22 protein-coding genes, 1 pseudogene and 1 riboswitch are annotated in these 24,532 nt (G+C 71.4%); of the genes and pseudogenes, 8 read left to right on the forward strand and 15 right to left on the reverse strand.

Annotated features, from left to right (window positions below; genetic code table 11):
- Window positions 1-102: 102 nt before the first annotated feature.
- Window positions 103-1,542: a gamma-aminobutyraldehyde dehydrogenase gene (locus ACIO3O_RS16730; RefSeq protein WP_401746095.1), complete on the reverse strand. Its 1,440-nt coding sequence runs from the start codon at window positions 1,540-1,542 to the stop codon at window positions 103-105.
- Window positions 1,543-1,719: 177 nt separating this feature from the next.
- On the opposite strand from ACIO3O_RS16730, the gene ACIO3O_RS16735 reads away from it, so the two are divergent.
- From ACIO3O_RS16735 to ACIO3O_RS16765, 7 genes and pseudogenes are all read left to right on the forward strand, one after another.
- Window positions 1,720-2,211, forward strand: a complete 492-nt coding sequence (locus ACIO3O_RS16735) for an Lrp/AsnC family transcriptional regulator (protein WP_401746097.1) — start codon at window positions 1,720-1,722, stop codon at window positions 2,209-2,211.
- Window positions 2,196-3,599, forward strand: coding sequence for an aspartate aminotransferase family protein (locus ACIO3O_RS16740; protein WP_401746100.1), 1,404 nt, complete (start codon window positions 2,196-2,198; stop codon window positions 3,597-3,599). Before ACIO3O_RS16735 ends, ACIO3O_RS16740 begins: the two co-directional genes overlap by 16 nt.
- 240 nt (window positions 3,600-3,839) lie before the next feature.
- Entirely contained in the window at window positions 3,840-4,589 is a 750-nt protein-coding gene (locus tag ACIO3O_RS16745) for an ABC transporter ATP-binding protein (RefSeq protein ID WP_401746102.1), read from the forward strand.
- Complete coding sequence (locus ACIO3O_RS16750) at window positions 4,571-5,860, forward strand: hypothetical protein (RefSeq protein WP_401746105.1); 1,290 nt, start codon at window positions 4,571-4,573, stop codon at window positions 5,858-5,860. Before ACIO3O_RS16745 ends, ACIO3O_RS16750 begins: the two co-directional genes overlap by 19 nt.
- A 124-nt stretch (window positions 5,861-5,984) precedes the next feature.
- Window positions 5,985-7,109 (forward strand): LOG family protein, encoded by a 1,125-nt coding sequence (locus ACIO3O_RS16755; protein ID WP_401746108.1) that lies wholly within the window; start codon window positions 5,985-5,987, stop codon window positions 7,107-7,109.
- Between the two features lie 55 nt (window positions 7,110-7,164).
- Window positions 7,165-7,533, forward strand: a pseudogene (locus ACIO3O_RS16760) (VOC family protein); the annotation flags it as partial.
- A 134-nt stretch (window positions 7,534-7,667) separates the two neighbouring features.
- Window positions 7,668-8,597 (forward strand): hypothetical protein, encoded by a 930-nt coding sequence (locus ACIO3O_RS16765; RefSeq protein WP_401746111.1) that lies wholly within the window; start codon window positions 7,668-7,670, stop codon window positions 8,595-8,597.
- 6 nt (window positions 8,598-8,603) lie between these two features.
- On the opposite strand, the gene ACIO3O_RS16770 is transcribed toward ACIO3O_RS16765, so the two are convergent.
- The 9 genes from ACIO3O_RS16770 to rpsB form a co-directional block, all read right to left on the reverse strand.
- Window positions 8,604-9,644 (reverse strand): ABC transporter ATP-binding protein, encoded by a 1,041-nt coding sequence (locus ACIO3O_RS16770; protein ID WP_401746114.1) that lies wholly within the window; start codon window positions 9,642-9,644, stop codon window positions 8,604-8,606.
- A gap of 1 nt (window position 9,645) precedes the next feature.
- Window positions 9,646-11,265 (reverse strand): ABC transporter permease, encoded by a 1,620-nt coding sequence (locus tag ACIO3O_RS16775; protein ID WP_401746519.1) that lies wholly within the window; start codon window positions 11,263-11,265, stop codon window positions 9,646-9,648.
- A gap of 50 nt (window positions 11,266-11,315) precedes the next feature.
- Window positions 11,316-12,401, reverse strand: coding sequence for a thiamine ABC transporter substrate binding subunit (locus ACIO3O_RS16780; RefSeq protein WP_401746116.1), 1,086 nt, complete (start codon window positions 12,399-12,401; stop codon window positions 11,316-11,318).
- Between the two features lie 82 nt (window positions 12,402-12,483).
- A riboswitch (TPP riboswitch) is annotated at window positions 12,484-12,609 on the reverse strand.
- 37 nt (window positions 12,610-12,646) lie between these two features.
- Complete coding sequence (gene rlmN, locus ACIO3O_RS16785) at window positions 12,647-13,753, reverse strand: 23S rRNA (adenine(2503)-C(2))-methyltransferase RlmN (protein WP_401746119.1); 1,107 nt, start codon at window positions 13,751-13,753, stop codon at window positions 12,647-12,649.
- 125 nt (window positions 13,754-13,878) lie between these two features.
- Entirely contained in the window at window positions 13,879-15,036 is a 1,158-nt protein-coding gene (locus ACIO3O_RS16790) for a phosphatidate cytidylyltransferase (RefSeq protein ID WP_401746121.1), read from the reverse strand.
- Window positions 15,036-15,593 carry a ribosome recycling factor gene (gene frr, locus ACIO3O_RS16795; RefSeq protein WP_401746124.1) on the reverse strand — a complete coding sequence of 186 codons (558 nt, stop codon included), beginning with the start codon at window positions 15,591-15,593 and terminating at the stop codon, window positions 15,036-15,038. The genes ACIO3O_RS16790 and frr overlap by 1 nt, the downstream gene beginning before the upstream one ends.
- 147 nt (window positions 15,594-15,740) lie before the next feature.
- Window positions 15,741-16,493 carry a UMP kinase gene (pyrH, locus tag ACIO3O_RS16800; RefSeq protein ID WP_401746127.1) on the reverse strand — a complete coding sequence of 251 codons (753 nt, stop codon included), beginning with the start codon at window positions 16,491-16,493 and terminating at the stop codon, window positions 15,741-15,743.
- 185 nt (window positions 16,494-16,678) lie between these two features.
- Window positions 16,679-17,515, reverse strand: a complete 837-nt coding sequence (gene tsf, locus ACIO3O_RS16805; protein WP_401746129.1) for a translation elongation factor Ts — start codon at window positions 17,513-17,515, stop codon at window positions 16,679-16,681.
- Window positions 17,516-17,674: 159 nt separating this feature from the next.
- Window positions 17,675-18,595: a 30S ribosomal protein S2 gene (rpsB, locus tag ACIO3O_RS16810; RefSeq protein WP_401746132.1), complete on the reverse strand. Its 921-nt coding sequence runs from the start codon at window positions 18,593-18,595 to the stop codon at window positions 17,675-17,677.
- Between the two features lie 292 nt (window positions 18,596-18,887).
- Here rpsB and ACIO3O_RS16815 point away from each other — a divergent pair, with 292 nt between their 5' ends.
- Entirely contained in the window at window positions 18,888-19,541 is a 654-nt protein-coding gene (locus ACIO3O_RS16815; RefSeq protein ID WP_401746134.1) for a peptidoglycan DD-metalloendopeptidase family protein, read from the forward strand.
- Here the strand turns inward: ACIO3O_RS16815 and ACIO3O_RS16820 are convergent.
- From ACIO3O_RS16820 to ACIO3O_RS16840, 5 genes are all read right to left on the reverse strand, one after another.
- Window positions 19,495-20,055 (reverse strand): TetR/AcrR family transcriptional regulator, encoded by a 561-nt coding sequence (locus ACIO3O_RS16820; protein WP_189825949.1) that lies wholly within the window; start codon window positions 20,053-20,055, stop codon window positions 19,495-19,497. The two genes, ACIO3O_RS16815 and ACIO3O_RS16820, sit on opposite strands and share 47 nt — an antisense overlap.
- A 110-nt stretch (window positions 20,056-20,165) precedes the next feature.
- The gene (whiG, locus tag ACIO3O_RS16825; protein WP_189825854.1) at window positions 20,166-20,999 is read right to left on the reverse strand and encodes an RNA polymerase sigma factor WhiG; all 834 of its coding nucleotides are present in this window, start codon (window positions 20,997-20,999) and stop codon (window positions 20,166-20,168) included.
- A 257-nt stretch (window positions 21,000-21,256) separates the two neighbouring features.
- Entirely contained in the window at window positions 21,257-22,423 is a 1,167-nt protein-coding gene (dprA, locus tag ACIO3O_RS16830) for a DNA-processing protein DprA (protein ID WP_401746138.1), read from the reverse strand.
- On the reverse strand, window positions 22,420-24,087 hold the full coding sequence (locus ACIO3O_RS16835) for a YifB family Mg chelatase-like AAA ATPase (protein ID WP_401746141.1): 1,668 nt from the start codon (window positions 24,085-24,087) through the stop codon (window positions 22,420-22,422). Before ACIO3O_RS16835 ends, dprA begins: the two co-directional genes overlap by 4 nt.
- Window positions 24,087-24,455, reverse strand: a complete 369-nt coding sequence (locus tag ACIO3O_RS16840) for a YraN family protein (protein ID WP_401746143.1) — start codon at window positions 24,453-24,455, stop codon at window positions 24,087-24,089. Before ACIO3O_RS16840 ends, ACIO3O_RS16835 begins: the two co-directional genes overlap by 1 nt.
- Window positions 24,456-24,532: the final 77 nt, after the last annotated feature.

A 24,532-nucleotide genomic window follows, 5' to 3' on the forward strand; every position in this document is an offset into this window, starting at 1 on the left:
TTCCCGATGTGCGAGGGGCGGGCAATAGACACTCTGCCTACTGCCCGCCCCACAATCCGTCACCCCGTCTCAGCGGCCGGGGGACTCCCGCATCAGCCCGTCTCAGCCCTCGATGGACGTCATGACGTGCTTGATGCGGGTGTAGTCCTCGAAGCCGTACCCGGAGAGGTCCTTGCCGTAGCCGGACTTCTTGAAGCCGCCGTGCGGCATCTCGGCGACCAGCGGGATGTGGGTGTTGATCCACACGCAGCCGAAGTCGAGGTTCTTGGACATGCGCATGGCGCGCGCGTGGTCCTTGGTCCACACGGAGGACGCGAGGGCGTACTCGACGCCGTTCGCCCACTCCAGCGCCTGCGCCTCGTCGGTGAAGGACTGGACGGTGATGACCGGCCCGAACACCTCGTTCTGGATGATCTCGTCGTCCTGCTTGAGGCCCGAGACGACGGTCGGGGCGTAGAAGTAGCCCTTGTCGCCGACCCGCTGACCGCCCGCCTCGACCTTGGCGTGCGCGGGGAGGCGCTCGATGAAGCCGGTGACCTGCTTGAGCTGGTTGGCGTTGTTGAGCGGCCCGTAGAGCACGTCCTCGTCGTCCGGCAGCCCGGTCTTCGTGTCGGCCGCCGCCTTGGCGAGCGCGGTCACGAACTCGTCGTGGATCGACTCCTGGACGAGAACGCGGGTGGCCGCCGTACAGTCCTGGCCGGCGTTGAAGAAGCCCGCCACCGAGATGTCCTCGACGGCCTTGGCGATGTCGGTGTCCTCGAAGACGACGACCGGGGCCTTGCCGCCCAGCTCCAGGTGGACCCGCTTGAGGTCCTTGGACGCGGACTCGGCGACCTGCATGCCGGCGCGTACCGAACCGGTGATGGAGGCCATCGCCGGGGTCTTGTGCTCGACCATCGCACGGCCCGTGTCACGGTCGCCGCAGACGACGTTGAAGACGCCCTTCGGCACGATGCCACCGATGATCTCGGCGATCAGGACGGTGGAGGCGGGGGTGGTGTCCGAGGGCTTCAGCACGACGGTGTTGCCCGCGGCGAGCGCCGGGGCGAACTTCCACACCGCCATCATCATCGGGTAGTTCCACGGCGCGACCTGCGCGCAGACGCCGACCGGCTCACGGCGCACGATGGAGGTCAGGCCCTCCATGTACTCGCCCGCGCTGCGGCCCTCCAGCATCCGCGCCGCACCCGCGAAGAAGCGGATCTGGTCGACCATCGGCGGGATTTCCTCGCTGCGGGTGATGCCCAGCGGCTTGCCGCAGTTCTCCGACTCGGCGGCGATCAGCTCCTCCGCGCGCTCCTCGAAGGCGTCCGCGATCTTCAGCAGTGCCTTCTGCCGCTCGGCGGGCGTCAGGTCGCGCCAGGCGGGGAACGCCTCGGCGGCGGCGGCCATCGCGGCGTCGACGTCCTCCTGGCCGGAGAGCGGCGCGGTCGCGTACGGCTCGCCCGTCACCGGATTGATCACGTCGGTGGTCCGCCCGTCGGCGGCGTCGCGGAACTCTCCTGCGATGTAGTTGCGCAGACGGCGCAGCTCGGTGGTCACGGCCACTCTCCCTCGTCGATGTCCGGTGGGTGAGACACCCACACTAGTCAGTGGGGTATCGCTTTCGACATACCCACCCTCCAAGAACTTCGGATTCAGTCAAATTCTGACGCACGAACAACGAATTTCATCGGTTTGCTCTTGCGAGACGGACGAGACCTCGTGCAGAGTGGCCCTGTGGTCAGTCGTAGCGCAGAACCCAGGCCCGGCAGCGGAAGCTCCCCGGCGATCGATGCCGTCTCCCTGGCGATCATCGAGCAGCTCCAGGAGGACGGCCGCCGTCCGTACGCCGCCATAGGCAAGGCGGTCGGTCTCTCCGAGGCCGCCGTGCGCCAGCGCGTGCAGAAGCTGCTCGACCAGGGCGTCATGCAGATCGTCGCCGTCACGGACCCGCTCACCGTGGGCTTCCGTCGGCAGGCGATGGTCGGCATCAATGTGGAGGGCGACCTCGATCCGGTCGCGGACGCGCTCACCGACATGGCGGAGGTCGAGTACGTCGTCGTGACGGCGGGCTCCTTCGACCTCCTCGCGGAAATCGTCTGCGAGGACGACGACCACCTCCTGGAGATGATCAACAAACGCATCCGGACCCTTCCCGGCGTGCGCTCCACCGAGAGCTTTGTCTACCTCAAGCTCAAGAAGCAGACCTACATGTGGGGAACCCGATAGCCGTGAGTGCCACAAGCAACCCTGCCACCGGCAAGGACCTCTCGAAGACCGCGTACGACCACCTGTGGATGCACTTCACCCGCATGTCGTCGTACGAGAACGCCCCCGTGCCGACGATCGTGCGCGGCGAGGGCACGCACATCTTCGACGACAAGGGCAAGCGCTACATCGACGGCCTCTCCGGCCTGTTCGTGGTCAACGCCGGTCACGGCCGCCACGAGCTCGCGGAGACCGCGTACAAGCAGGCCCAGGAGCTGGCCTTCTTCCCGGTGTGGTCCTACGCCCACCCGAAGGCCGTCGAGCTGGCCGAGCGGCTCGCGCACTACGCGCCGGGCGACCTGAACAAGGTCTTCTTCACCACCGGCGGCGGCGAGGCCGTCGAGACCGCGTGGAAGCTCGCCAAGCAGTACTGGAAGCTGCGCGGCCACCACACCAAGTACAAGGTCATCTCGCGTGCGGTCGCCTACCACGGCACCCCGCAGGGCGCCCTGTCCATCACCGGCCTCCCCGCCCTGAAGGCCCCCTTCGAGCCGCTGGTCCCCGGCGCGCACAAGGTGCCGAACACCAACATCTACCGCGCCCCGATCCACGGCGACGACCCGGAGGCCTTCGGCCGCTGGGCCGCCGACCAGATCGAGCAGGAGATCCTCTTCGAGGGCCCGGAGACCGTGGCGGCCGTCTTCCTGGAGCCGGTGCAGAACGCCGGCGGCTGCTTCCCGCCGCCGCCCGGCTACTTCCAGCGGGTCCGCGAGATCTGCGACAAGTACGACGTGCTCCTGGTCTCCGACGAGGTCATCTGCGCCTTCGGCCGCCTGGGCACGATGTTCGCCTGCGACAAGTTCGACTACGTCCCGGACATGATCACCTGCGCCAAGGGCATGACCTCGGGCTACTCCCCGATCGGCGCCTGCATCGTCTCGGACAAGATCGCCGAGCCGTTCTACCAGGGCGACAACACCTTCCTGCACGGCTACACCTTCGGCGGCCACCCGGTCTCCGCCGCCGTCGGCCTCGCCAACCTCGACATCTTCGAGCGCGAGGGCCTCAACCAGCACGTCCTGGACAACGAGGACGCGTTCTACCAGACGCTCCGCAAGCTCCTCGACCTGCCGATCGTCGGCGACGTCCGCGGCAACGGCTTCTTCTACGGCATCGAGCTGGTGAAGGACAAGGACACCAAGGAGACCTTCACCGACGAGGAGACCGAGCGCGTCCTGTACGGCTTCCTCTCCAAGGCGCTGTACGAGAACGGCCTGTACTGCCGGGCCGACGACCGCGGCGACCCGGTCGTCCAGCTCGCCCCGCCGCTGATCTCCACCCAGGAGACCTTCGACGAGATCGAGTCCATCCTGCGCGCGGTCCTCACCGAGGCCTGGACCAAGCTGTAAGCAGCAGGCGCGTCGACCGGCAGGTGCGTTGATCCGCCAGCAGGTGCGTCGATCTGTTCGTACGGCCCGGATGCACCCGTTCCAGTGAGAACGGGAGGCGTCCGGGCCGTACGTCTGCCGTGCCACACCCACCTCCGCACCGCGAATCCCTACGGTGCGCAGTGACCGATCGGCTCCGTGTTTCGTTCCCCCGGAAGGGGGACGGGAAATTCGATCTGAACCTGACACGAGGTGTACGCCATGGTGGTCCCGCCGGACAACGCCCCACCGGACAACGACGTCCTCTGGGCCCGCTCCCTGCACCACGCCCACGAGGGCTCCCCCGCCCTCGTCGACGTGTCGCTGGCCGTCCGCGAGGGCGAGATCCTGGCCGTCACCGGCCCGCGCGGCAGCGGCAAGACGACCCTCCTGAACTGCCTCTCCGGACAGCTGCTCCCGGACGACGGCGAGGTCTGGTTCAACAGCGTCCCCGTGCACACCATGGGCGCCCTCACCCGCGAACGGCTCCGCCGGGACCGCTTCGCCTGGATCTCCTCCTCCCCCGACCTCGTCCCCGAGCTCTCCGCCTGGGAGAACGCGGCGCTCCCCCTCCTGCTGCGCGGCGAGGGCCACAAGGCCGCGAAGGCCACCGCCCTGGAGTGGCTGGAACGCCTCGACATCGGTGCCGTCGCCCGCAAGCGCCCCGCCGCCCTCCTCCAGGCCCAGCGCCAGCGCGTCGCCATCGCCCGCGCCCTGGCCACCGGCCCGTCGGTCCTGTTCGCCGACGAACCCACCGCCCCGCTGCACCGCTCGGACGCCGCCCAGGTGCTGCGCACCCTCACCACCGCGGCCCGCTCGCACTCCCTGACCGTCGTCCTGGCCACGCACGACCCGGAGGTCGCCGCCCTCGCGGACCGTGCCGTCCCCCTCCTGGACGGCCGCCGGGCCGCCGCGACGGCTGCGGGCGGCACCGGAACGGAGGGCCGGGCCGCGTGCTCGCTCTCCGCCTAGCCCGGGGTTCGCACCCCCTGGTCCTGCTGCGCCGCCTGTTCGTCGCGGCGGCCTCGGCGGGCGTCGGCTTCCTCCTGCTGGGCACGCTGGGCCACGCCCTCTCCCACCCCGCCCAGACCACCTCCTCGCTGCTGCGGCTGCTGTGGTGCCTGGCCCCGCTGGCCGCAGCAGTGCAGTTCGCGGTGGCCGTGGCCCGTACGGACCCCAGCACCCGCCCCCGCCCCGGCCTCTCCGCCGTGGGCCTGGGCCCGGCCCGGCTGGCGGCCACGGCGGCCGCCTCGACCGCCCTGTCCTGCACCCTCGGCAGCATGGTCGCCCTGCTCGTCTTCCTGCACCTGCGGGGCGACCTGACGGGCCTGCCCTTCGACGGCGGCGCCACCGAACTCCTTGCCGCCGACCGCCCGTTGCCGCTGGCCGCGGTCCTGATCCTGCTCACCCTGACCCCCCTGACCGCCTCGGCCGCAACCGCCTGGACCCTGCGCCCCCGGGGCGGCTCACGGGCCCCCGCCACGGCCGCCCACCCCGGGGACGGCAGGCCGGACGCGCCCACTCCGTACGTCTCCCAGGGCGGCCCGCACGTCTCCCAGGGCGGCCCGCACGGGACGGCCACCGCGACCCTCGCGCCTGCCGCCGCTCCTGCCGTCGCGTCCCTCGTCACCTCGCCGCCCGTCGGTCTGCCGTGGGGCGTCGCGCTGACCGCCGCCGGGCTCGCCGTCGAGACGTACACGAGCCGGGGCGGCGGTCCCGGCCGGGTGCTGCCGCTGCCGGGGCACGCCGACATCGCCCCGGCGGGCGTGCTGGCCGGATGGTCGCTGACCGCGCTGGGCCTGGCGCTGGCGGGTCCCGGGCTGGTCCACCTGTGCGGCTTCCTGCTCCAGGCCGCCCGCCCCGGTGCGGTACGCCTCCTCGCCGGGCGGGTGCTCCAGGGCGAGGCCGGACGGATCGGCCGCCCCCTCGGGGTGGTGTGCGCGACCGCTTCCGGCCTGATCGCCGCCGCCACCCTGTACTCCCGCACCCCGGGCCCCTCCTTCGGGCCGCTCACCGGGCTCGGCGTCGCCCTGGTGCTGGCCTGCACGACGGCGACCCTGGTCCTGGTGGCCCTGGAGACCCGGCAGGCCCGCGCCGCCACCACCCGGGCCCTGCTGCGTCAGGGCGCCGCCGCCCAGACCCTGCGCGCGGCCGCCCTCACCCGGCTGATCGCGCTGGTCGCCCTGTTCGCCCCGCTCACCTGGGCCCTGGCCACGCTCGCGGCCGCGCCCCTGGCACCGTAGAACTCCTTCTCCCGTGGGCGCCGCCGGTCCCTGCGCGGCGCCCACTCCCGCGCGCACGCCGCCGTCCGAACTCCCGCTCCGAGCCCCCTCCCGTGCCCGGACGGCCGCCGCCTACGATGGCCCGGTGCGCCCACACCCGGATCACGACAACGAGATCGAGACGCTGGCCGAGTTCGACCAGGTCGTCGCCCGCGGCCCCCTCAGCGGCTACCGCGTCCAGTCCGTCGACCTGACGGACCGTACGCAGGCCCTGCTGGCCACCGAGGCGTCCGAGGCGGTCTTCCTCGGCTGCCCGATGAGCGACGAGGCGGGTGCCAAGGTCCGCGCGGACGGGGCGCTCGTCTTCCCGCCGGTGCCCAACCTCCCCTTCGACCCCTACCGGGGGCTCCTCTACTCCCCCGACTCGCTCTTCGAGGGCCTGGCCGACGGCGGTTACGAGGCGACGCCCGACGCCCTGGCCTACGCGTGGTTCCAGCGCACCAAATCCGACGGCGACATATTCGCCTCGATGCTGCGCTCGGTCCACGACGACGCGATCTCCGACGCCCTCGACGAGTACGTCCTGGACTCCCCCGTGGTGGGCGTCATGGGCGGGCACGCCATGGCCCGGGGCACCGACGCCTACGCCGGGGCCGCCCGCCTCGGCCGCAGCCTGGCCCGCGCCGGGCTGACCGTGGCGACCGGCGGCGGGCCGGGCGCGATGGAGGCGGCGAACCTCGGCGCCTACGCCGCCCCGCACCCGGACACCGTGCTGGACGAGGCCCTCACGATCCTCGGCAAGGCCCCGTCCTTCACCCCCTCCGTCACCGCCTGGGCCGAGGCCGCCTTCGCGGTGCGCTCCCGCTGGCCCGAGGGCGGCGAGTCGGTGGGCATCCCCACCTGGTTCTACGGCCACGAGCCGCCGAACGCCTTCGCCTCCCACATCGCCAAGTACTTCGCCAACGCCACCCGCGAGGACGGCCTGCTGGCCCGCTCCACCGCCGGTGTCGTCTTCCTGCCCGGCGCGGCCGGGACCGTACAGGAGATCTTCGACAACGCGACCCCGAACTACTACGAGTCGCGCGGCGAACCCACCCCCATGGTCCTGGTGGACCGCGCCCACTGGACCGAACGCCTCCCCGCCTGGCCGCTCCTCCAGGCCCTCGCCCGGGAGCGCCCGATGGAACACCGCATCGCCCTCGTCGACACGGTCGCCGAGGCCCCGGCCGCCCTGGAGCGCCTGCGGTCCAGCGAGATTCCCCGGTCCTGAAACCCCGCACGGAATTCGGTAGTGCCCGTACGGCCGGGCGGTCATAGTGGCGCGCATGCCTACTCTCGTACGACACGTGACCATCGACTGCGCCGACGCCCACAAGCTGGGCTCCTTCTGGTCGGCGGTGCTCGAAGCGCCGCTCGCCGACGACGACTTCCCCGGTGACCCCGAGGCCCTGCTCCGGACGCCGGGCCTCGGGGTCCTCTTCGTCCGGGTCCCCGACCCGAAGACGGTCAAGAACCGCGTCCACCTCGACCTCCAGCCCCAGGAACGCACCCGCGACGAGGAGGTCGAGCGCGTCCTGGCGCTCGGCGCCACACTGGTGGCGGACCACCGCAAGCCCGACGGCACCGGCTGGGTGACCCTTGCCGACCCGGAGGGCAACGAATTCTGCGTCGAGCGCAGCGCCGCCGAGCGGGCCACCTGACCGGGCTCCGCCACGTACGGCCGAATCCGAGGCAACGTTCCCGGGGAAACGCACGTCTCGTAGTCGGAGGACAGTAAGACGTCCTCGTACGACACGTACGACTCGCACATCCGTGAACGGAGCTTTTGGTGCTCATCGGCCTCATCACCGCCATCGCGGCCTCGGTCTGCTACGGCACGGGCTCCGTCCTGCAAGCCGTCGGCTCACGCAAGTCCGCCCGCCGCGAGGCGGCCTCGGCGGCCAGTGCGGCCGCCGGGGTCACCCAGCACGGCGGCCCCAGCCTCTCCTCCACCGCGAAGGCGGCGATGACCTGGGAGTTCATCGTCGGGACCGTCCTGGACTTCGTCGGCTTCGGCCTCGGTGCGCTGGCGGCGCGCATGCTGCCGCTGTTCCTCTCCCAGACTGTCATCAGCGCCAACCTGGTCATCACCGCCGTCCTGAGCGTGAAGATGCTCGGCATCAGGCTGAGCCGCAAGGAGTGGACGTCCATCGCGGTCGTCTGCGGCTCGCTGGTGCTGCTGGCGACGGCGGCGGGCCACGAGGGCAGCGGGCACACCGAGCGGGCCACCCACTGGTGGCTGCTCGGCGTCTCCGTGGCGCTGATGGTGCTGGGCACGGTGGCGGTACGGCTGATGGGCGCCGGCGCCGCGATCCTCGCCGGTCTCCTCTCGGGCCTCGGCTTCGGCGCGCTGGGCGTGGGCGTCCGCATCCTCGACGGAGTGGACCCCTTCGATCTCGGGACCCTGCTGGCCGACCCCGCCCTCTACGCCATCCTCATCGCGGGCATCGGCGGCATGTACCTGCACACGGTGGCCCTCCAGATCGGCTCGGTCAACGGGGCCACCGCCGCCCTAGTGGTGGGCGAGACGGTGCTGCCCGGCCTGATCGGCGTGGTCTGGCTGGGCGACGCCTCCCGGCCGGGGTTCGCCTGGGTCGCGATCATCGGTTTCGTGCTGGCCGTGGCGGGTGCGGTCGCGGTCGCCTGGTACGGCAAGCACGAGGGCGAGACGGGCGCGGAGCCCGACGCGCCACGGCCCCTGGTCGACACGGCCCGCTGACCCGCGTCACCCCTCCAGCAGGACGACCTCGTCCGCCGCGAACACCGCCCCCACCTCGGCGCCCACCTCCGGCGCGTCCCGCAGCGGGCACTCGGCCTCCAGCGGCGGACCGTCCGCGGGCCGCAGTCGTACGGCGACGTGGTGACCCCGGAAGGTCCGGGCGAGCACCGTGCAGGGCAGCCCGTCGGCGACCGGCACCAGGCGGACACCGGCGGGCCGCACGAGCAGCCGGGCCCCGCCCTGCGGTGCGCCCGCCGGGACGGGGATCTTGCCCCAGACGGTGTCGGCGGCCTCGCCGGTGATCGTCGCCTCCACCACGTTGTCGAAGCCGAGGAACCGGGCGACGAACTCCGAGGCGGGCCGCTGCCACACCTCCAACGGGGTGCCGGACTGGGCGATCCTGCCGTCCCGCATGACGACGACCCGGTCGGCCAGGGCGAAGGCCTCGCCCTGGTCGTGGGTGACGGCCAGGACCGTGGTGCCCAGCCTCCCGAAGAGCTGACGCAGTTCGACCACGAGCCGCTCGCGCAGGCTGCGGTCGAGCTGCCCCAGCGGTTCGTCGAGCATCAGCAGGGCGGGCCGGGGGGCCAGCGCGCGGGCCAGGGCGACGCGCTGCTGCTCGCCGCCGGAGAGCGTGGCGACGGCCCGCCGCTGCGCGCCCGGCAGACCGACGAGTTCAAGGAGCTCCTCGACACGCGAGGCCTGTTCGGCCCGCCCGGCGCCGTGCATCCGCAGCCCGAAGGCGACGTTGCCGCCCACGTCACGCTGCGGGAAGAGCTGGTGGTCCTGGAACATCAGGCCCACCCCGCGCTTGTGCACCGGTACGCCCGTCTGGTCCGCGCCCTTCAGGAGCACCCGCCCCGAGTCCAGCGGCTGAAGCCCCGCCACCGCGCGCAGCAGCGTGGACTTGCCGCTGCCGCTGGGCCCGAGCACACACACGATCTCGTGCGCGGCGACCCGCAGATCGACCGCGTCGAGCGCCGCCCGCGCACCGAAGCGCACGGTGGCGGCCTGAAGATCCAGCAGCGGTCCGGCGTTGTCGGTCATGTCAGAACTCCCCGGATACGGATCGGTCGGGCCGGATGCGTTCCAGCACCAGCAGCGACACCGCGCACACGACCATCAGGATCGTGCTGAGCGCCATCGCCTGCCCGTAGTTGAGGTCTCCGGCCCGCCCCAGCAGCCGGGCCACGGCCACCGGCAGCGTCGGGTTGTCGGGCCGTGCGATGAACACGGTCGCGCCGAACTCGCCCAGCGACACCGCGAAGGCGAACCCGGCCGCGACGAGCAGCGCCCGCCGCACCAGCGGCAGGTCGACCTCCCGCCACGCCCGCAGCGGCGACGCCCCGAGCACGGCCGCGGCCTCCCGCAGCCGCCCGTCGACCGCGCGCAGGACCGGAAGCATGGTGCGTACGACGAAGGGCACCCCCACCAGCGCCTGCGCCAGCGGCACCAGGATCCACGAGGTCCGCAGATCCAGCGGCGGCTGGTTGAGGGTGATCAGGAAGCCGAAGCCGACCGTCACGGCGGACACCCCGAGCGGCAGCATCAGCAGCGCGTCGAAGCCCCGCACGAGCCGCCCCGCCCGCCGGGTGAGCGCGGCCGCGGCCAGACCGCCCACCAGCAGGGCGATGAGGGTCGCCACGACGGCGTACTGGAGGGAGTTCCAGACCGCCTCCAACGGCGGTACCAGGAAGGTCCCGCCGCCCCCGTCGGCCGACTGGAGCGCCCGGTAGTAGCGGAAGCCGTAGCCGTCGGGGCCGTCGAAGGAGCGCTCGACGAGCACCGCGAGCGGCAGCAGGATCAGTACGAGCACGGTGGCCAGCACCCCGCCGAGCAGCGCCCACTGCCCCGCCCCCCGCGGACGGCGTGCCGTGCGGGCCGGGTCGACGAGCCGCAGCGCGCTCTCCCTGCGCCGTACGGTCCAGGCGTGCACGGCGAGGATCGCGCCGACCGCCGCGAACTGCACAAGCGTGAGGACGGCCGCCGTCGGCAGGTCGAGGAACTGGGCGGTCTGCCGGTAGATCTCCACCTCCAGGGTGGAGAAGGACGGCCCGCCCAGGATCTGCACGACCCCGAAGGAGGTGAAGGTGAAGAGGAACACCATCAGCGCGGCCGCCGCCACGGCGGGCGCGAGCGCGGGCAGGGTCACCTTCCGCCAGGCGGCGAAACGCCCCGCTCCCAGGACCCGGGCCGCCTCCTCCTGCCGGGGGTCGAGCTGCGACCACAGGCCGCCCACGGTCCGTACGACGACCGCGTAGTTGAAGAAGACGTGCGCGAGCAGGATCGCCCACACACTGGTGTCCAGCCGTACGCCCCACAGCTCGGCGAGCAGTCCGCCCCGCCCGAGCACGGCCAGGAAGGCGCTGCCCACCACGACCGTCGGCAGCACGAACGGCACGGTGACCACGGCCCGCAGCAGCTGCTTGCCGGGGAAGTCGAACCGGGCGAAGACGTACGCCGCCGGAAGGGCCAGCAGCAGGGTGAGCGCGGTGGAGGCGGCGGCCTGCCAGGTGGTGAACCACAGCACGCCGCCGATGTCGGGGTCGCCGAGCACCTCCCCGATCCGCCCGAACTGCCAGGTCCCGCCGGACTTCAGGCCCCGCCCCACGATCGCGACGACCGGGTAGGCGAAGAACAGCCCGAAGAACGCGAGCGGCACGGCCATCAGCCCGAGCCGCACCGCGCTCCCGCGCCACGCACCCCGCCGGGGCGCGGCTACTTCTTCACCAGCGAGGACCACGTCTTGACCCACTGCTCACGGTTGTCGGTGATCTTCTTGGGGTCCACGGTCAGCGGCTTCTCCGCCTTCTCGCCGAACTTCGCGTACACCTCGGGCAGCTTGGTGTCCTTGACCGCCGGGTTGACGAACATCTTCAGCGGCAGGTCCTCCTGGAACTGCTTGCCGATGAGGAAGTCGAGGAGCGCCTTGCCGCCCGCCGCGTTCTTCGCGCCGTCCAGCAGCCCGGCGAACTCGATCTGGCGGAAGCAGGTCCCGGTGGCGACGCCGGTCGGCGCCTCGGCCGGGCGGGGTTCGGCGTACAGCACCTCGACGGGCGGGCTGGAGGCGTACGAGACGACCAGCGGCCGGTCGGCCTTGGCCTTCCTTCCGCCCGCGGAGCCGGAGAACTCCTCGTTGTAGGCCTGCTCCCAGCCGTCGACGACCTTGACGCCGTTGTCCTTGAGCTTCTGCCAGTACCCCTGCCAGCCGTCGTCGCCGTACTGTCCGGCGGTGGCGAGGAGGAAGCCGAGGCCCGGCGAGGAGTTCGCCGCGTCCTCCACGACCAGGAGGTCCTTGTACGCGGGCTTGACGAGGTCGTCGAGGGTCTTCGGCGGTGCGAGCTTCTTGTCGGCGAAGAACTTCTTGTCGTAGTTGACGCAGATGTCGCCGGTGTCGACGGGCGTCACCCGGTGGTCGCCCTTGTCGAGCTGGAGGTCGGCGGGTATGCGCTCCAGGCCCTTGGCCTCGTACGACTGGAAGAGCCCGTTGTCGAGCGCGCGGGACAGGAGCGTGTTGTCGACGCCGAAGAAGACGTCGCCGCGCGGCGAGCCCTTGGTGAGGATCTCCTGGTTGAGGGCGGCGCCCGCGTCCCCGCTCTTGAGGACCTTCACCGTGAAGCCGGTCTGCTGCGTGAACGCCTTCAGCACGGCGGGCGAGACGTCGAACGAGTCGTGGCTGACCAGCGTGACGGTCTTGTCGCCCTTTGCGGGCGCCGCGCTGTCAGTGCCTCCGCACGCGGCGAGCGCGCTGACGCCGACGGCGGCGGCCAGTGCCGTGGCGGCGTACCTCTTGATGGTGCTCACTGGTGGTTTTCCTCCTGGACATGACCAGGAAGAGACGCGGCCCTGCCCGCACCCCGAAAGGGATGCGGGCAGGGCGCTACAGCTTGAGTAACGACCGAACTTCCTACCCAGAATGACCTGGGCAAGGTTCAGAGGGTCTGCGGCCTTGGCCGTCCGAAGACGACCGGTGCCGCACTCTCAGCGCTGTGGCGCTCCCCTGTCGGAATATGTAAATGTGCAGCCCAGCCTACAGGGGCCCTTTCGAACTAGCGCTCGGAGGCGGCCAGCTGCCCGCAGGCCCCGTCGATCTCCTGGCCCCGGGTGTCCCGGACGGTCACCGGCACCCCGTGCGACGCGATGGCCTCGACGAAGGCCTTCTCGTCCTCGGGCCGCGAGGCCGTCCACTTGGAGCCCGGCGTCGGGTTCAGCGGGATCAGGTTGACGTGCACCCGCTTGTTCTTCAGCAGGCGGCCCAGCAGGTCGCCCCGCCACGCCTGGTCGTTGATGTCGCGGATCAGCGCGTACTCGATCGAGATCCGGCGCCCGGACTTCTCCGCGTACTCCCACGCGGCGTCCAGCACCTCCCGCACCTTCCAGCGCGTGTTGACCGGCACCAGGGTGTCGCGCAGTTCGTCGTCCGGCGCGTGCAGCGACACGGCGAGACGGCACTTGAAGCCCTCGTCGGCGAACCGCAGCATCGCGGGCACGAGCCCGACCGTGGAGACGGTGATGCCGCGCTGCGACAGCCCGAGCCCGTCGGGCTCCGGGTCGGTCAGCCGCCGAATCGCACCGACCACGCGCTTGTAGTTCGCGAGCGGCTCGCCCATCCCCATGAACACGATGTTCGACAGCCGCGCCGGTCCGCCCGGGACCTCGCCGTCGCGCAGCGCCCGCATCCCGTCGACGATCTGGTGCACGATCTCCGCCGTCGACAGGTTCCGGTCGAGGCCGGCCTGCCCGGTGGCACAGAACGGGCAGTTCATGCCGCAGCCCGCCTGCGAGGAGATGCACATGGTGACCCGGTCCGGGTACCGCATGAGCACGGACTCCACGAGGGTCCCGTCGTGCATCTTCCACAGCGTCTTGCGCGTGGTCTCCTGGTCGGTCGACAGATGCCGTACGACGGTCATCAGCTCGGGCAGCAGCGCGTCCCGCAGCTTCTCGCGCGAACCGGCGGGGATGTCGGTCCACTCCGCCGGGTCGTGGGCGTACCGGGCGAAGTAGTGCTGGGACAGCTGCTTGGCGCGGAACGGCTTCTCGCCGATCTCGGCAACCGCTTCCTTGCGCTCGGCGGGCGTGAGGTCGGCGAGGTGCCGCGGGGGCTTCTTGGCTCCGCGGGGCGCGACGAAAGTGAGTTCTCCGGGCTTAGGCATGGTCATACCAGTGTCTCAGATGTACGACAAGAGGCCCGCCGTCCTGTGGACAGCGGGCCCCTCACACGCAAAGCAGCAGGTCAAAGTACCTGGATCAGGCCCGGTGGGTCATTTGGGCCGATGGATCAGGCCGAGCCCACGAAGATCACCAGCATCAGCCACACCACCGGAGCCGTCGGCAGCAGCGAGTCCAGCCGGTCCATGATGCCGCCGTGCCCGGGCAGCAGCGTGCCCATGTCCTTGATCCCGAGATCCCTCTTGATCATGGACTCGCCCAGGTCGCCCAGCGTCGCGCTGGCCGCGACCGCGAGGCCGAGCAGCACGCCCTGCCACCACGTACCGCCGTCGACCAGCAGCGTCATGCACAGCACGCCCGCCACCATCGCGAAGGCGATCGCCCCGAGCAGGCCCTCGCGGGTCTTGCCGGGGCTGATCTTCGGCGCCAGCTTGTGCTTGCCGAAGCGCCAGCCCACCGCGTACGCACCGGTGTCGCTGACCACGGTCAGCAGCAGGAAGGTGAGCACCCGCTGCGGCCCGTCGTCGGCCTTGAGCATCAGCGCGACGAAGGTGGCCAGGAACGGCACGTAGAACGCGGCGAAGACACCCGCGGTGACGTCCTTGAGGTACCCCTCCGGCGGTTCGGTCATCCGCCAGACCAGCACCGCCAGCGCCGTGAGCGCCATCGCCACCCACGCACCCTCGGGCCCGCGCACGTAACCGGCGACGACCATGGCCGCACCGCCGACCGCGAGCGGCACCAGCGGCGCCTTGATGCCCTTGCGCTCCTCCAGCCGCGAGGTCAGCTCCCACAGCCCGACGACCACGGCGACCGCTATGACGCCGACGAACGCGGCCTTCCAGATGAACAGCGAGGCGACGATCACCACGCCGAGGCCGAGGCCGACTCCTATGGCGGAGCGCAGATCACGGCCCGCCCGCTTCTTCTGGGGAGGCTGGGGCGGCTGCTGCGCCTGAGGCTGCTGCGGCGCCGGGGGCGGGGTGGACATGGGCTCCTGCGGCATCTCGTCGCGGAACGGAGAACCGCCCTGCGGCATGTCGTCACGGACCGGGGGACCGCTCCGCGTCGCAGGAGCGGTCCCCCGGTTCCGATCGTCGCGGTCGTCGGCGTCTCTGCCTGTCTCGGGCACGATGGGCATGGGCCGAGTGTGCTGGGCGTCATGCGCATCGTACGCGGGACCCGCCGGGAGGGGCCCCTGGTCGGGGGCGGTCCATTCACCGGCATAGCCCGCCCTCGGCCGGGCCCCCCAGGAAGAGTCGTTCATCAGACCTCGAGCAGCTCGGCTTCCTTGTGCTTCAGCAGCTCGTCCACCTGCGCCACGTACTTCGCGGTGGTGTCGTCGAGCTCCTTCTCCGCACGGCGGACCTCGTCCTCGCCGGACTCCTTGTCCTTGACGAGCTTGTCGAGGGTCTCCTTGGCCTTGCGGCGGATGGAGCGGATCGAGATCCGGGAGTCCTCGGCCTTGTTGCGCGCGACCTTGATGTAGTCCTTGCGGCGCTCCTCCGTCAGCTGGGGGAACGTCACTCGGATGATGCGGCCGTCGTTGCTCGGGTTGACGCCGAGGTCGGAGTCGCGGATGGCCTGCTCGATGTTGCGCAGGGCGCTCGCGTCGAAGGGGGTCACCACGGCCATGCGCGGCTCGGGGACCGAGAACGACGCCAGCTGGTTGATGGGCGTCAGAGCGCCGTAGTAGTCGGCCACGATCTTGTTGAACATCGCCGGGTGCGCACGGCCGGTGCGGATCGCGGCGAAGTCCTCCTTGGCGACCACGACGGCCTTCTCCATTTTCTCCTCGGCCTCAAGAAGAATTTCTTCAATCACCACGTACTCCTGCATGTCTTGAACTGCGCTGCGTGTCTTGGACTGCTGCTGCGTGCGTCTGCTGCGTGCGTCGTTACCTGCACGGTGTCCGACCGGCAGGACATTGTCCATCCCCCGGCCGGACCACGGGGACGAACCACAAACCCGTCAGTCGCGATTGCCCCGGGCGTTGACGAGCGTGCCGATCTTCTCACCCTTGACCGCGCGGGCGATATTGCCCTCGGCCAGCAGCTCGAAGACCAGGATCGGCAGGTCGTTGTCACGGCACAGAGTGATCGCGGTGGCGTCGGCGACCTTGAGGTCGCGGGACAGCACCTCGCTGTACTCCAGCGCGTCGAACTTGACCGCTTCGGGGTTCTTCTTGGGGTCGGAGTCGTAGACGCCGTCGACCCCGTTCTTGCCCATCAGCAGGGCTTCCGCGTCGATCTCCAGCGCGCGCTGGGCGGCCGTGGTGTCGGTGGAGAAGTACGGCATGCCCATGCCGGCGCCGAAGATCACGACGCGCCCCTTCTCCAGGTGGCGCACGGCCCGCAGCGGAATGTACGGCTCCGCGACCTGGCCCATGGTGATGGCGGTCTGGACGCGGGAGTCGATGCCCTCCTTCTCCAGGAAGTCCTGGAGGGCGAGGCAGTTCATGACGGTGCCGAGCATGCCCATGTAGTCCGAGCGGGCCCGGTCCATGCCGCGCTGCTGGAGTTCGGCGCCGCGGAAGAAGTTGCCGCCGCCGATGACGACCGCGATCTCCGCACCGTCGCGTACGACCGCCGCGATCTCACGCGCGATGGCGTGCACGACGTCGGGGTCCACACCGAGGGCGCCGCCGCCGGCGAAAGCCTCACCGGAAAGCTTCAGCATGAAGCGCCCGGTCTTCTTGCCGCTGTCCTGATTCGCCTGATTCATGGGCTTGATATCTCCTCGTGCACATACGAAGAAGGCCATTGCCGGTGGGTCCTTGCGGTTCCCTCTGCGGCAATGGCCTCCTCGTCAGATCCGCGGCCGTCCGGCGCGTACTCCGGGCGGCTGCATCAGACCCTAACCGGGTCTGGCTGTGTTCGCGTTACGTCGACAGGGTCGGACGTACGGACTCAGATGCCGACCTTGATGCGCGCGAAGCGCTTCAGGGTGACACCGGCCTCGTCCAGGACCTTCTGGACGGACTTCTTGTTGTCCAGCGCGTACGGCTGGCCCAGGAGGGTGGCCTCCTTGAAGAAGCCGTTCACGCGACCCTCGACGATCTTCGGGAGGGCGGCCTCGGGCTTGCCCTCGGCGCGCGTGGTCTCCTCGGCGACGCGGCGCTCGGTCTCGACGACCTCGGCCGGAACGTCTTCCTTGGTGAGGTACTTCGGCGCGAAGGCGGCGATGTGCTGGGCGATGCCACGGGCCAGCTCGGCGTCGGCCTTGTCCAGCTCGACCAGAACACCGATCTGCGGGGGCAGGTCGGGCATGGTGCGGTGCATGTACGCGGAGACGAAGGCACCCTCGTACTGGGCGAAGCGCTCCAGGACGATCTTCTCGCCGAGGTTGGCGTTGGCCTCGTCGACGAACGCCTGAACCGTCTTGCCGGCCTCGATCTCGGAGGCGAGCAGGGTGGCGATGTCGGCCGGCTTGGTGGCGGCGACGTGCGCGGCCAGCTGGTTGGCGACGGCCTGGAACTTCTCGCCCTTGGCGACGAAGTCCGTCTCGCACTTGAGCTCGACGATGACACCGGAGGTGTTGTCGTCGGCGATCAGGGAGACGACGGCGCCGTTCTCGGCCGAACGGCCCTCGCGCTTGGCGACGCCCTTCTGGCCCTTGATGCGCAGTGCCTCGACGGCCTTGTCGACGCTGCCGTCGGCCTCGTCGAGGGCCTTCTTGCAGTCCATCATGCCGGCGCCGGTGAGCTCGCGGAGCTTCTTGACGTCAGCGGCGGTGTAGTTCGCCATGAGTCTGTGAATCTCTTCTCGAAAGTCGAAGGTCGTGATCTACGTGATCTGCGTCGACGGGTGTGTGAAGCGTCTACGTGATCCACGGGTGGACGGCGGGGGCGGGAACGCCTGTGGGCGCGTCCCTCCCCCGCCGTCAGTCAGCCGTTACGGGCTGGGTCAGGCCTGCTCGGCGTCCGCGGCCGGAGCCTCGGCAGCGGCCTCGGCCGGCTTCTCGGCCTCGGCGGCCGGGGCAGCCTCGGCCTCGGCCGGAGCGGCCTCGGCGGCAGCGGCGTCGGCGGCCGGAGCCTCGTCAGCCTTCTTGTCACCCTCGAGCAGGTCGCGCTCCCACTCGGCGAGGGGCTCGCCGGCGGCCTTGTCGCCCGGCTTGGAGTCGCCCGTGGCGGCACCGGAGCGGGCGATGAGGCCCTCGGCGACGGCGTCGGCGATCACACGGGTGAGCAGCGTGACGGAGCGGATCGCGTCGTCGTTGCCGGGGATCTTGTAGTCGACCTCGTCGGGGTCGCAGTTGGTGTCGAGGATCGCGACGACCGGGATGCGCAGCTTGCGCGCCTCACCGACGGCGATGTGCTCCTTCTTGGTGTCGACGATCCACACCGCGGAGGGGACCTTCGACATCTCGCGGATACCGCCGAGGGTCTTCTCCAGCTTGGCCTTCTCGCGCGAGAGAACCAGGAGCTCCTTCTTGGTGAGGCCCGACGCGGCCACGTCCTCGAAGTCGATGAGCTCCAGCTCCTTCAGGCGCTGGAGGCGCTTGTAGACGGTGGAGAAGTTGGTCAGCATGCCGCCGAGCCAGCGCTGGTTGACGTAGGGCATGCCCACGCGCGTCGCCTGCTCGGCGATCGCTTCCTGCGCCTGCTTCTTGGTGCCGACGAACATGATGGAGCCACCGTGCGCGACGGTCTCCTTGACGAACTCGTAGGCGCGGTCGATGTACGACAGCGACTGGAGCAGGTCGATGATGTAGATGCCGTTGCGCTCCGTGAAGATGAAGCGCTTCATCTTCGGGTTCCAACGACGGGTCTGGTGACCGAAGTGGACGCCGCTTTCCAGCAGCTCCCGCATCGTGACGACGGCCATGGCCGTACTCCTTGAGGTACTCGGTTATCGCTTCCGCCGGACGGCGGTCGCGCCTGACGTCCCACGCGTCGTGACCGTTGAGGAGTGAACCCTTGAGGACCGAGCGACGCTGCCACTGACCGCTGAGAGGGTGGTGGCGGGACGTGCGAAGTCGACCCGGTGACCCGGATCGCCACAAGAAGTGTACGGGACCCGCACAGTGCCGGGTGACGGCGTTGTCCACAACCGTCCGGCCGTCCACAGATCCGGTCCATGATCCCCGCGAAATCAGCCGCTGCGGGACCGTTCTCGCATGTACCGACTGATCGTCCTGACCCTGGCCGTGCTCCTCTGGCAGGCCTCCCCGGCCCTCGCCGCCCAGGACCCCGACCGCGCCTGGCCGGTGGGCGTGCACCCCTCTGTCGTACGGGGCTGGCAGCCGCCTCCTTCGCGGTACGCGGCCGGGCACCGCGGCGTGGACCTGGCGGCCGCGCCGGGCGCGCAGGTGCGGGCCGCGGCTGCGGGGAGGGTGTCGTTCGCGGGCCGGGTGGCGGGGCGCGGGGTGCTGTCCGTCACGCTGTCCGGCACCGGTGACCCGCCGCTGCGCACGACGTACGAGCCGGTGCGCGCGCTGGTCGCGGAGGGCGACGCGGTGCGCGCGGGCCAGCTGGTGGCGGTGCTGGAGCCGGGGGCGTACCACTGCCCGGCGGGCACCTGTCTGCACTGGGGCCTGCTGCGGGGCGCGGACTACCTGGACCCGCTGTCCCTGCTGCCGCCCGCCCTGCTGCACCGCGGCCCGCCCCGGCTGCTGCCGGTGTTCGGGGTGCCGTTGCCCGCTGTCGCGGTACGCGACGGGGATCTGCCCATGGCGGTGCTGGCGGGCCCCGTGTGGTGGCTGGGGCGACGGGGCGGCCGGGGTGTCAGCCCCGGACACCGCGCAGGGCCATCGAGACGGCGGCGTCGGTGATGACGGCCGGGTCCTCGGCGGCGCCGCCGAGCTCCAGGCGGCGGACGGCCGCGTCCACGACACCCTGGAGCATCATGGCCGCCAGCCGGGGCTGCTCGTGGCCCAGGTCGCGCAGGGCGTCGCCGATCATCGTGACGAGTCCGCCGTGCGCGGCGCGGATCTTCTCGCGGGCGCCCGCGTCCAGCTCGCTCGCGGAGATCGCGACGACGGCCCGGTGGCGGCGGTCGCCGACCAGCGTCAGCTGCTGGCGCACATACGCCTCGACCTTGCCCTCGGCGGTGTCGGCGGCCGCCATGGCGTCCTCGACCTCGGCCGCCCAGACGGGGAAGTCGACGGCGCACAGCTCCTCGACGACCGCTCCCCGGGAGCGGAAGTACTCGTAGACCGAGGAGCGGGCCAGGCCCGTACGCTCGGCGAGGGCGGGGAAGGTCAACGCCTCCGTACCGCCTTCGGACAGGAGGGAGCGGGCAGCGTCCAGAAGGGCACTGCGCTGCATCGTCCGGTGCTCGGCCACGGAGGCCGCTCGAATCCTTGGCACGCATCCACCATACGGATGCCCGCCCGAGAAGACGACGGGGTACACCCGGCAGGACCGATTCAGCGGCTTTTGCACCCCTGCCCGGCTCAGCGGCCGACGTCCGCCAGCTTGGCCCTGAGCTGGAGGACCGACTTGGTGTGGATCTGGCTGACCCGGCTCTCGGTGACGCCGAGCACATTGCCGATCTCGGCGAGGGTGAGGCCCTCGTAGTAGTAGAGGGTGATCACGGTCTTCTCCCGGTCGGGGAGGGTGTTGATCGAGCGGGCGAGCAGGCGGCGCAGCTCGCGGTCCTCGGCGACCTCGACGGGGTTGTCGGCGCTGGTGTCCTCCAGCGTCTCCATCAGGCTGAGCCGGTCGCCCTCGCCTCCCGCGTGCAGCAGCTCTTCGAGGGCGACCACGTTGGCGAGCGACAACTGGCTGAAGACCGCGTGCAGTTCCTCGACCGCGATGCCCATCTCGGAGGCGACCTCGCCCTCGGAGGGGGTGCGGCGGAGCTTGGCCTCCAGGGTGGCGTAGGCCCGTTCCACGGCCTTGGCCTTCTGCCGTACGGAACGCGGAATCCAGTCCAGGGCGCGCAGTTCGTCGATCATCGCGCCGCGGATGCGGGTGATGGCGTACGTCTCGAACTTGATGGAGCGCTCGATGTCGAACTTCTCGATGGCGTCGATCAGCCCGAAGACTCCGGAGGACACGAAGTCGGCCTGCTCGACGTTGGCGGGCAGCCCCACGCTGACCCGGCCCGCGACGTACTTCACCAGCGGCGAGTAGTGCAGGATCAGCTGCTCCCGCAGCCGCTCGTCGCCCGTGGTCTTGTACGACCGCCACAACTCGTCCACGGACGAGGGCGCCGGGGGCCGTACGGCACCGCGGGCAGCCGGGGGCGCTGCCGCGCGGTCAGACCCGGAGGTGTGCTGGGGCATGCGTTGCCTTGAGCCGTTCTGCTGTGACGTGAGGGGGACTTGGTGCCGTGCGTGATGCCTGAGCGGGGCGAAATCCTTGCGAGCGTAGCGTGACAGAGGCGTCGCAGTGCGCGAAGGACATGGAGCCGGATCGTCCGGTTGACGGCCGCGGGCCGCGCCCGGCCGCGGGAGCCGTCGTCGCACGCGGCGGCTCCTGCCGGGGTCGGACGCCTGGTTCCACGGTCATTCTCGTTACCTTTTCACTCAGGAGCCCCTGGTCAAGCACCGCCTCGCCGGTCGCGCGCGGTGCGTACGGCACTTGACGCCAACTGCCAGCCGTCGCCGTGGCGTTCGACGAACCCCAGCGAGTGCAGTTCGTACAGCCGGGCGAGCGCCTCGTCCCGGGTGGTCGCCGCTTCGCGTGCGACGTCGCGCGCGTCGGCGGCGCGCCGGGCGGGCAGCGCCTCCAGCACCCGTGCGGTGACGGGGTCCAGGAGGTCCTTGGGCAGGACGGGTCCGCGCCGGGCGGGGGCGAGGTCGCCGATCTCGCCGACGAGTTCGACGACTTCGGCCGCGTCGGTCACCAGGACGCCCTCGCCGCGCAGCAGTTCGTGGACTCCGGCGGAGAGTCCGCTGGTGGCGGGCCCGGGCACACCCATGGTGAAGCGGCCCAGGCTCGCGGCGCCGCGGGCGGTGACGAGCGAGCCGCTGCGGTACTCGGCCTCGACGACGACCGTGCCCCGGGTGAGGGCGGCGATGACCCGGTTGCGCAGCACGAAGCGGCTCGGCGTCGGATGGCTGCCCGGCGGCAACTCGCCCACCACGAGCCCCTGTTCCGCGATCCGCCCGATCAACTCGGCGTGCCCGCGCGGGTAGACGACGTCGATGCCGCAGGCCAGTACCGCCACGGTGGCCCCGCCCGCGCCCAGCACCCCTCGGTGCGCCGCTCCGTCGATCCCGAAGGCAGCTCCCGAGACCACCACCCAGCCGCGCTCGGCGAGGCCCGCGCCGAGGGTGGTCGCCATGTGCGCCCCGTACGGGGTGCAGGCGCGGGCGCCGACGACGGCGACGGAGCGCAGCGCCCACATCCGCAGGTTCGCCCGGCCCCTGACCCACAGCCCGACGGGCCGGGCGTCCCCGAGGTCGTCGAGCTGTCCTGGCCACTCCTCGTCGCCGGGACAGACCAGCCGCCCGCCGACGGAGGCCGCCGCCGCGAGGTACTGCTCCGGGTCGACCGCGGCGGCCCGGCTGCGGTAGCCGTCGAGGCGTTTGCCGCCCGCTCCGGTGAGGGCCGGCTCGGCTGCGGGGGCGGTCAGTCGTCTCAGCACCTCGACGGGCCCGTGTTCGCGCAGCCAGCGTCCGCCGGTCACGTCGCCGGGCTCGATGATCCCGGTGAGCGCGGCCCGGGCCGCCCGCGCCGCCGCCCCCTCCTCCTTCGCCGTCACGCCACACCCCCGCCCACCAGGACCGCCGGGCGCACCGGGTACGCCGAGCCCGCCGGGTCCCCGAAGGCGGGGCGGACGGCGCCCCGGTCGACGCCGGTGCGCATCTGGAGGGCCAGCTCCAGGTCGTTGCGGTCGGGCCGGTCGTGGCCGTGCAGGTCGGCGACGGTCCAGGCGACGCGCAGCACCCGGTCGAAGCCGCGTGCGGTGAGCAGCCCGCGCTCCATGTCCCGCTCGGCGGCGCCGAGGGCTTCGGGGGCCGACGCCCAGCGGGTCCGCAGTTCTTGGCCCGGCACCTCGCTGTTGTTGGTCCAGGGGGTGCCGTCCAACCGGGCCGCCGCCCGTTCCCTCGCGGCCCGTACCCGGTGGGCGACGGTCGCGGTCGTCTCCGCGCGTCCGCCCGCCGCCATCAGGTCGGCACGGGTCACCGCCTCGACCCGCACCCGCAGGTCGACCCGGTCGATGAGCGGCCCCGACAGCCTCCCCTGGTAGCGCCGGACCACCGCCGCCCCGCAGTCGCACGCGATCTCCTTCTGCCCGTACCGTCCGCAGGGGCACGGGTTCGCCGCGAGCACCATCTGGAAGCGGGCGGGCAGCCGCACCACTCCGGCGCTGCGGGCCACCACCACGTGCCCGGACTCCAGCGGCTGGCGCAGCGAGTCGAGTGCCTTGGCCGTGAATTCGGGGGCCTCGTCCATGAAGAGGATGCCCCGATGGGCCAGGGAGACCGCTCCCGGGCGGGGCAGTCCGTTGCCGCCGCCGATCAGGGACTGCATGGTCGCGGAGTGGTGGGGTGCGCAGTAGGGCGCCCGGGTGACCAGGGGTTCGCCGGGCGGGAGGATGCCCGCCACCGAATGCACGGCGGTGACTTCGAGGGACTCCTGCCGGGTGAGCGGCGGCAGCAGGCCGCGCAGCCGTTCCGCGAGCATGGTCTTGCCGGCGCCCGGCGGCCCGTGGAGCAGCAGGTGGTGTCCGCCGGCCGCGGCGATCTCCAGGGCGAAGCGCGCGGTTTCCTGGCCGCCCACGTCCGCGAGGTCGGCCACCTCGTCCCCGCCGGAGGAAAGTCCGGTGCCCGCTCCCGCGCCGGGCACCATGAGTCCGGCCAGCATGGCGTCGGGCCGCCCCTCCTCGGCGGGCTCCTCCTCCGGCACCTCCTCCCCGGCGAGCACCGCGATGAGCTGGCGCAGGCTGCGTACGCCGAGGACGGAGATGCCCGGCACCAACGCGGCCTCCGCCGCGCACTGTTCGGGCACGACCACCTGCCGGTACCCCGCCTCGGCCGCGGCGAGCACCGCCGGGAGGATGCCCCGTACCGGTCTGACCCGGCCGTCGAGCCCGAGTTCGCCGATCACCACCAGGTCGGCGATCTCCCGGGGGTCGATGCGTTCGGCGGCGCTCAGCACCGCGACCGCCACGGCGAGGTCGAAGCCGCTGCCGGACTTCGGCACCGAGGCGGGGCTGAGCCCCACCGTCAGCTTCTTCTGCGGCCAGACGACGCCGGAGTTCACCACCGCCGCCCGCACCCGGTCCTTGCTCTCCACCAGGCTCTTGTCCGGCAGCCCCACCAGGGTGAAGGCGGCGACGCCCGGTTCCAGGTCGGCCTGCACCTCGACGACCACGCCCTCGACGCCGACCAGTGCCACCGAACACGTACGTGCGAATCCCATCAGGCCACCCCCCGCACGTGTTCCACCACGGGAGCCCCGCGCCGGGGCAGGGTGACGCCCACCAGGTCGATCCGGGCGCCGCCCGGGGGTGCGCCGCCGTGCGCGTGCAGATAGAGCTCGGCGAGGGTCTGCAGGCGTCGGGCCTTCTCGGCGGTGACGCCCTCCGTGGGTTGCTGGAAGGCGCCGGTCCGCCGGGTCTTGACCTCGCAGACGACGAGCGCGTCGCCGTCCCTGGCCACGATGTCGATCTCTCCGGCCCGGCAGCGCCAGTTGCGCTCCAGGACGGTCATTCCGGCTTCGGTGAGCCGTCGGGCGGCAAGGTCCTCGCCGTACCGGCCGAGGGCCCCGCGTGCGTTCTTCGCGTTCATTCGGTTCCACCTCCGGAACCGAATGTGACGCAATCCCCGCGAACCAGTGGATCTTGGTGGACAACCGAACGGATGTG

The sequence above is a fragment of the Streptomyces sp. NPDC087440 genome (genome assembly GCF_044744005.1).
In the GTDB taxonomy this organism is placed as follows: domain Bacteria; phylum Actinomycetota; class Actinomycetes; order Streptomycetales; family Streptomycetaceae; genus Streptomyces.

Coding starts and splice junctions, on each gene's coding strand:
- ACIO3O_RS16745 (WP_401746102.1), top strand. CDS start 3,840: ATGGTGGTCCCGCCGGACAACGCCCCACCGGACAACGACGTCCTCTGG.
- ACIO3O_RS16770 (WP_401746114.1), bottom strand. CDS start 9,644: ATGACCGACAACGCCGGACCGCTGCTGGATCTTCAGGCCGCCACCGTG.
- ACIO3O_RS16775 (WP_401746519.1), bottom strand. CDS start 11,265: ATGGCCGTGCCGCTCGCGTTCTTCGGGCTGTTCTTCGCCTACCCGGTC.
- rlmN (WP_401746119.1), bottom strand. CDS start 13,753: ATGCCTAAGCCCGGAGAACTCACTTTCGTCGCGCCCCGCGGAGCCAAG.
- ACIO3O_RS16790 (WP_401746121.1), bottom strand. CDS start 15,036: ATGAACGACTCTTCCTGGGGGGCCCGGCCGAGGGCGGGCTATGCCGGT.
- pyrH (WP_401746127.1), bottom strand. CDS start 16,493: ATGAATCAGGCGAATCAGGACAGCGGCAAGAAGACCGGGCGCTTCATG.
- tsf (WP_401746129.1), bottom strand. CDS start 17,515: ATGGCGAACTACACCGCCGCTGACGTCAAGAAGCTCCGCGAGCTCACC.
- rpsB (WP_401746132.1), bottom strand. CDS start 18,595: ATGGCCGTCGTCACGATGCGGGAGCTGCTGGAAAGCGGCGTCCACTTC.
- ACIO3O_RS16815 (WP_401746134.1), top strand. CDS start 18,888: ATGTACCGACTGATCGTCCTGACCCTGGCCGTGCTCCTCTGGCAGGCC.
- whiG (WP_189825854.1), bottom strand. CDS start 20,999: ATGCCCCAGCACACCTCCGGGTCTGACCGCGCGGCAGCGCCCCCGGCT.
- ACIO3O_RS16835 (WP_401746141.1), bottom strand. CDS start 24,087: ATGGGATTCGCACGTACGTGTTCGGTGGCACTGGTCGGCGTCGAGGGC.
- ACIO3O_RS16840 (WP_401746143.1), bottom strand. CDS start 24,455: ATGAACGCGAAGAACGCACGCGGGGCCCTCGGCCGGTACGGCGAGGAC.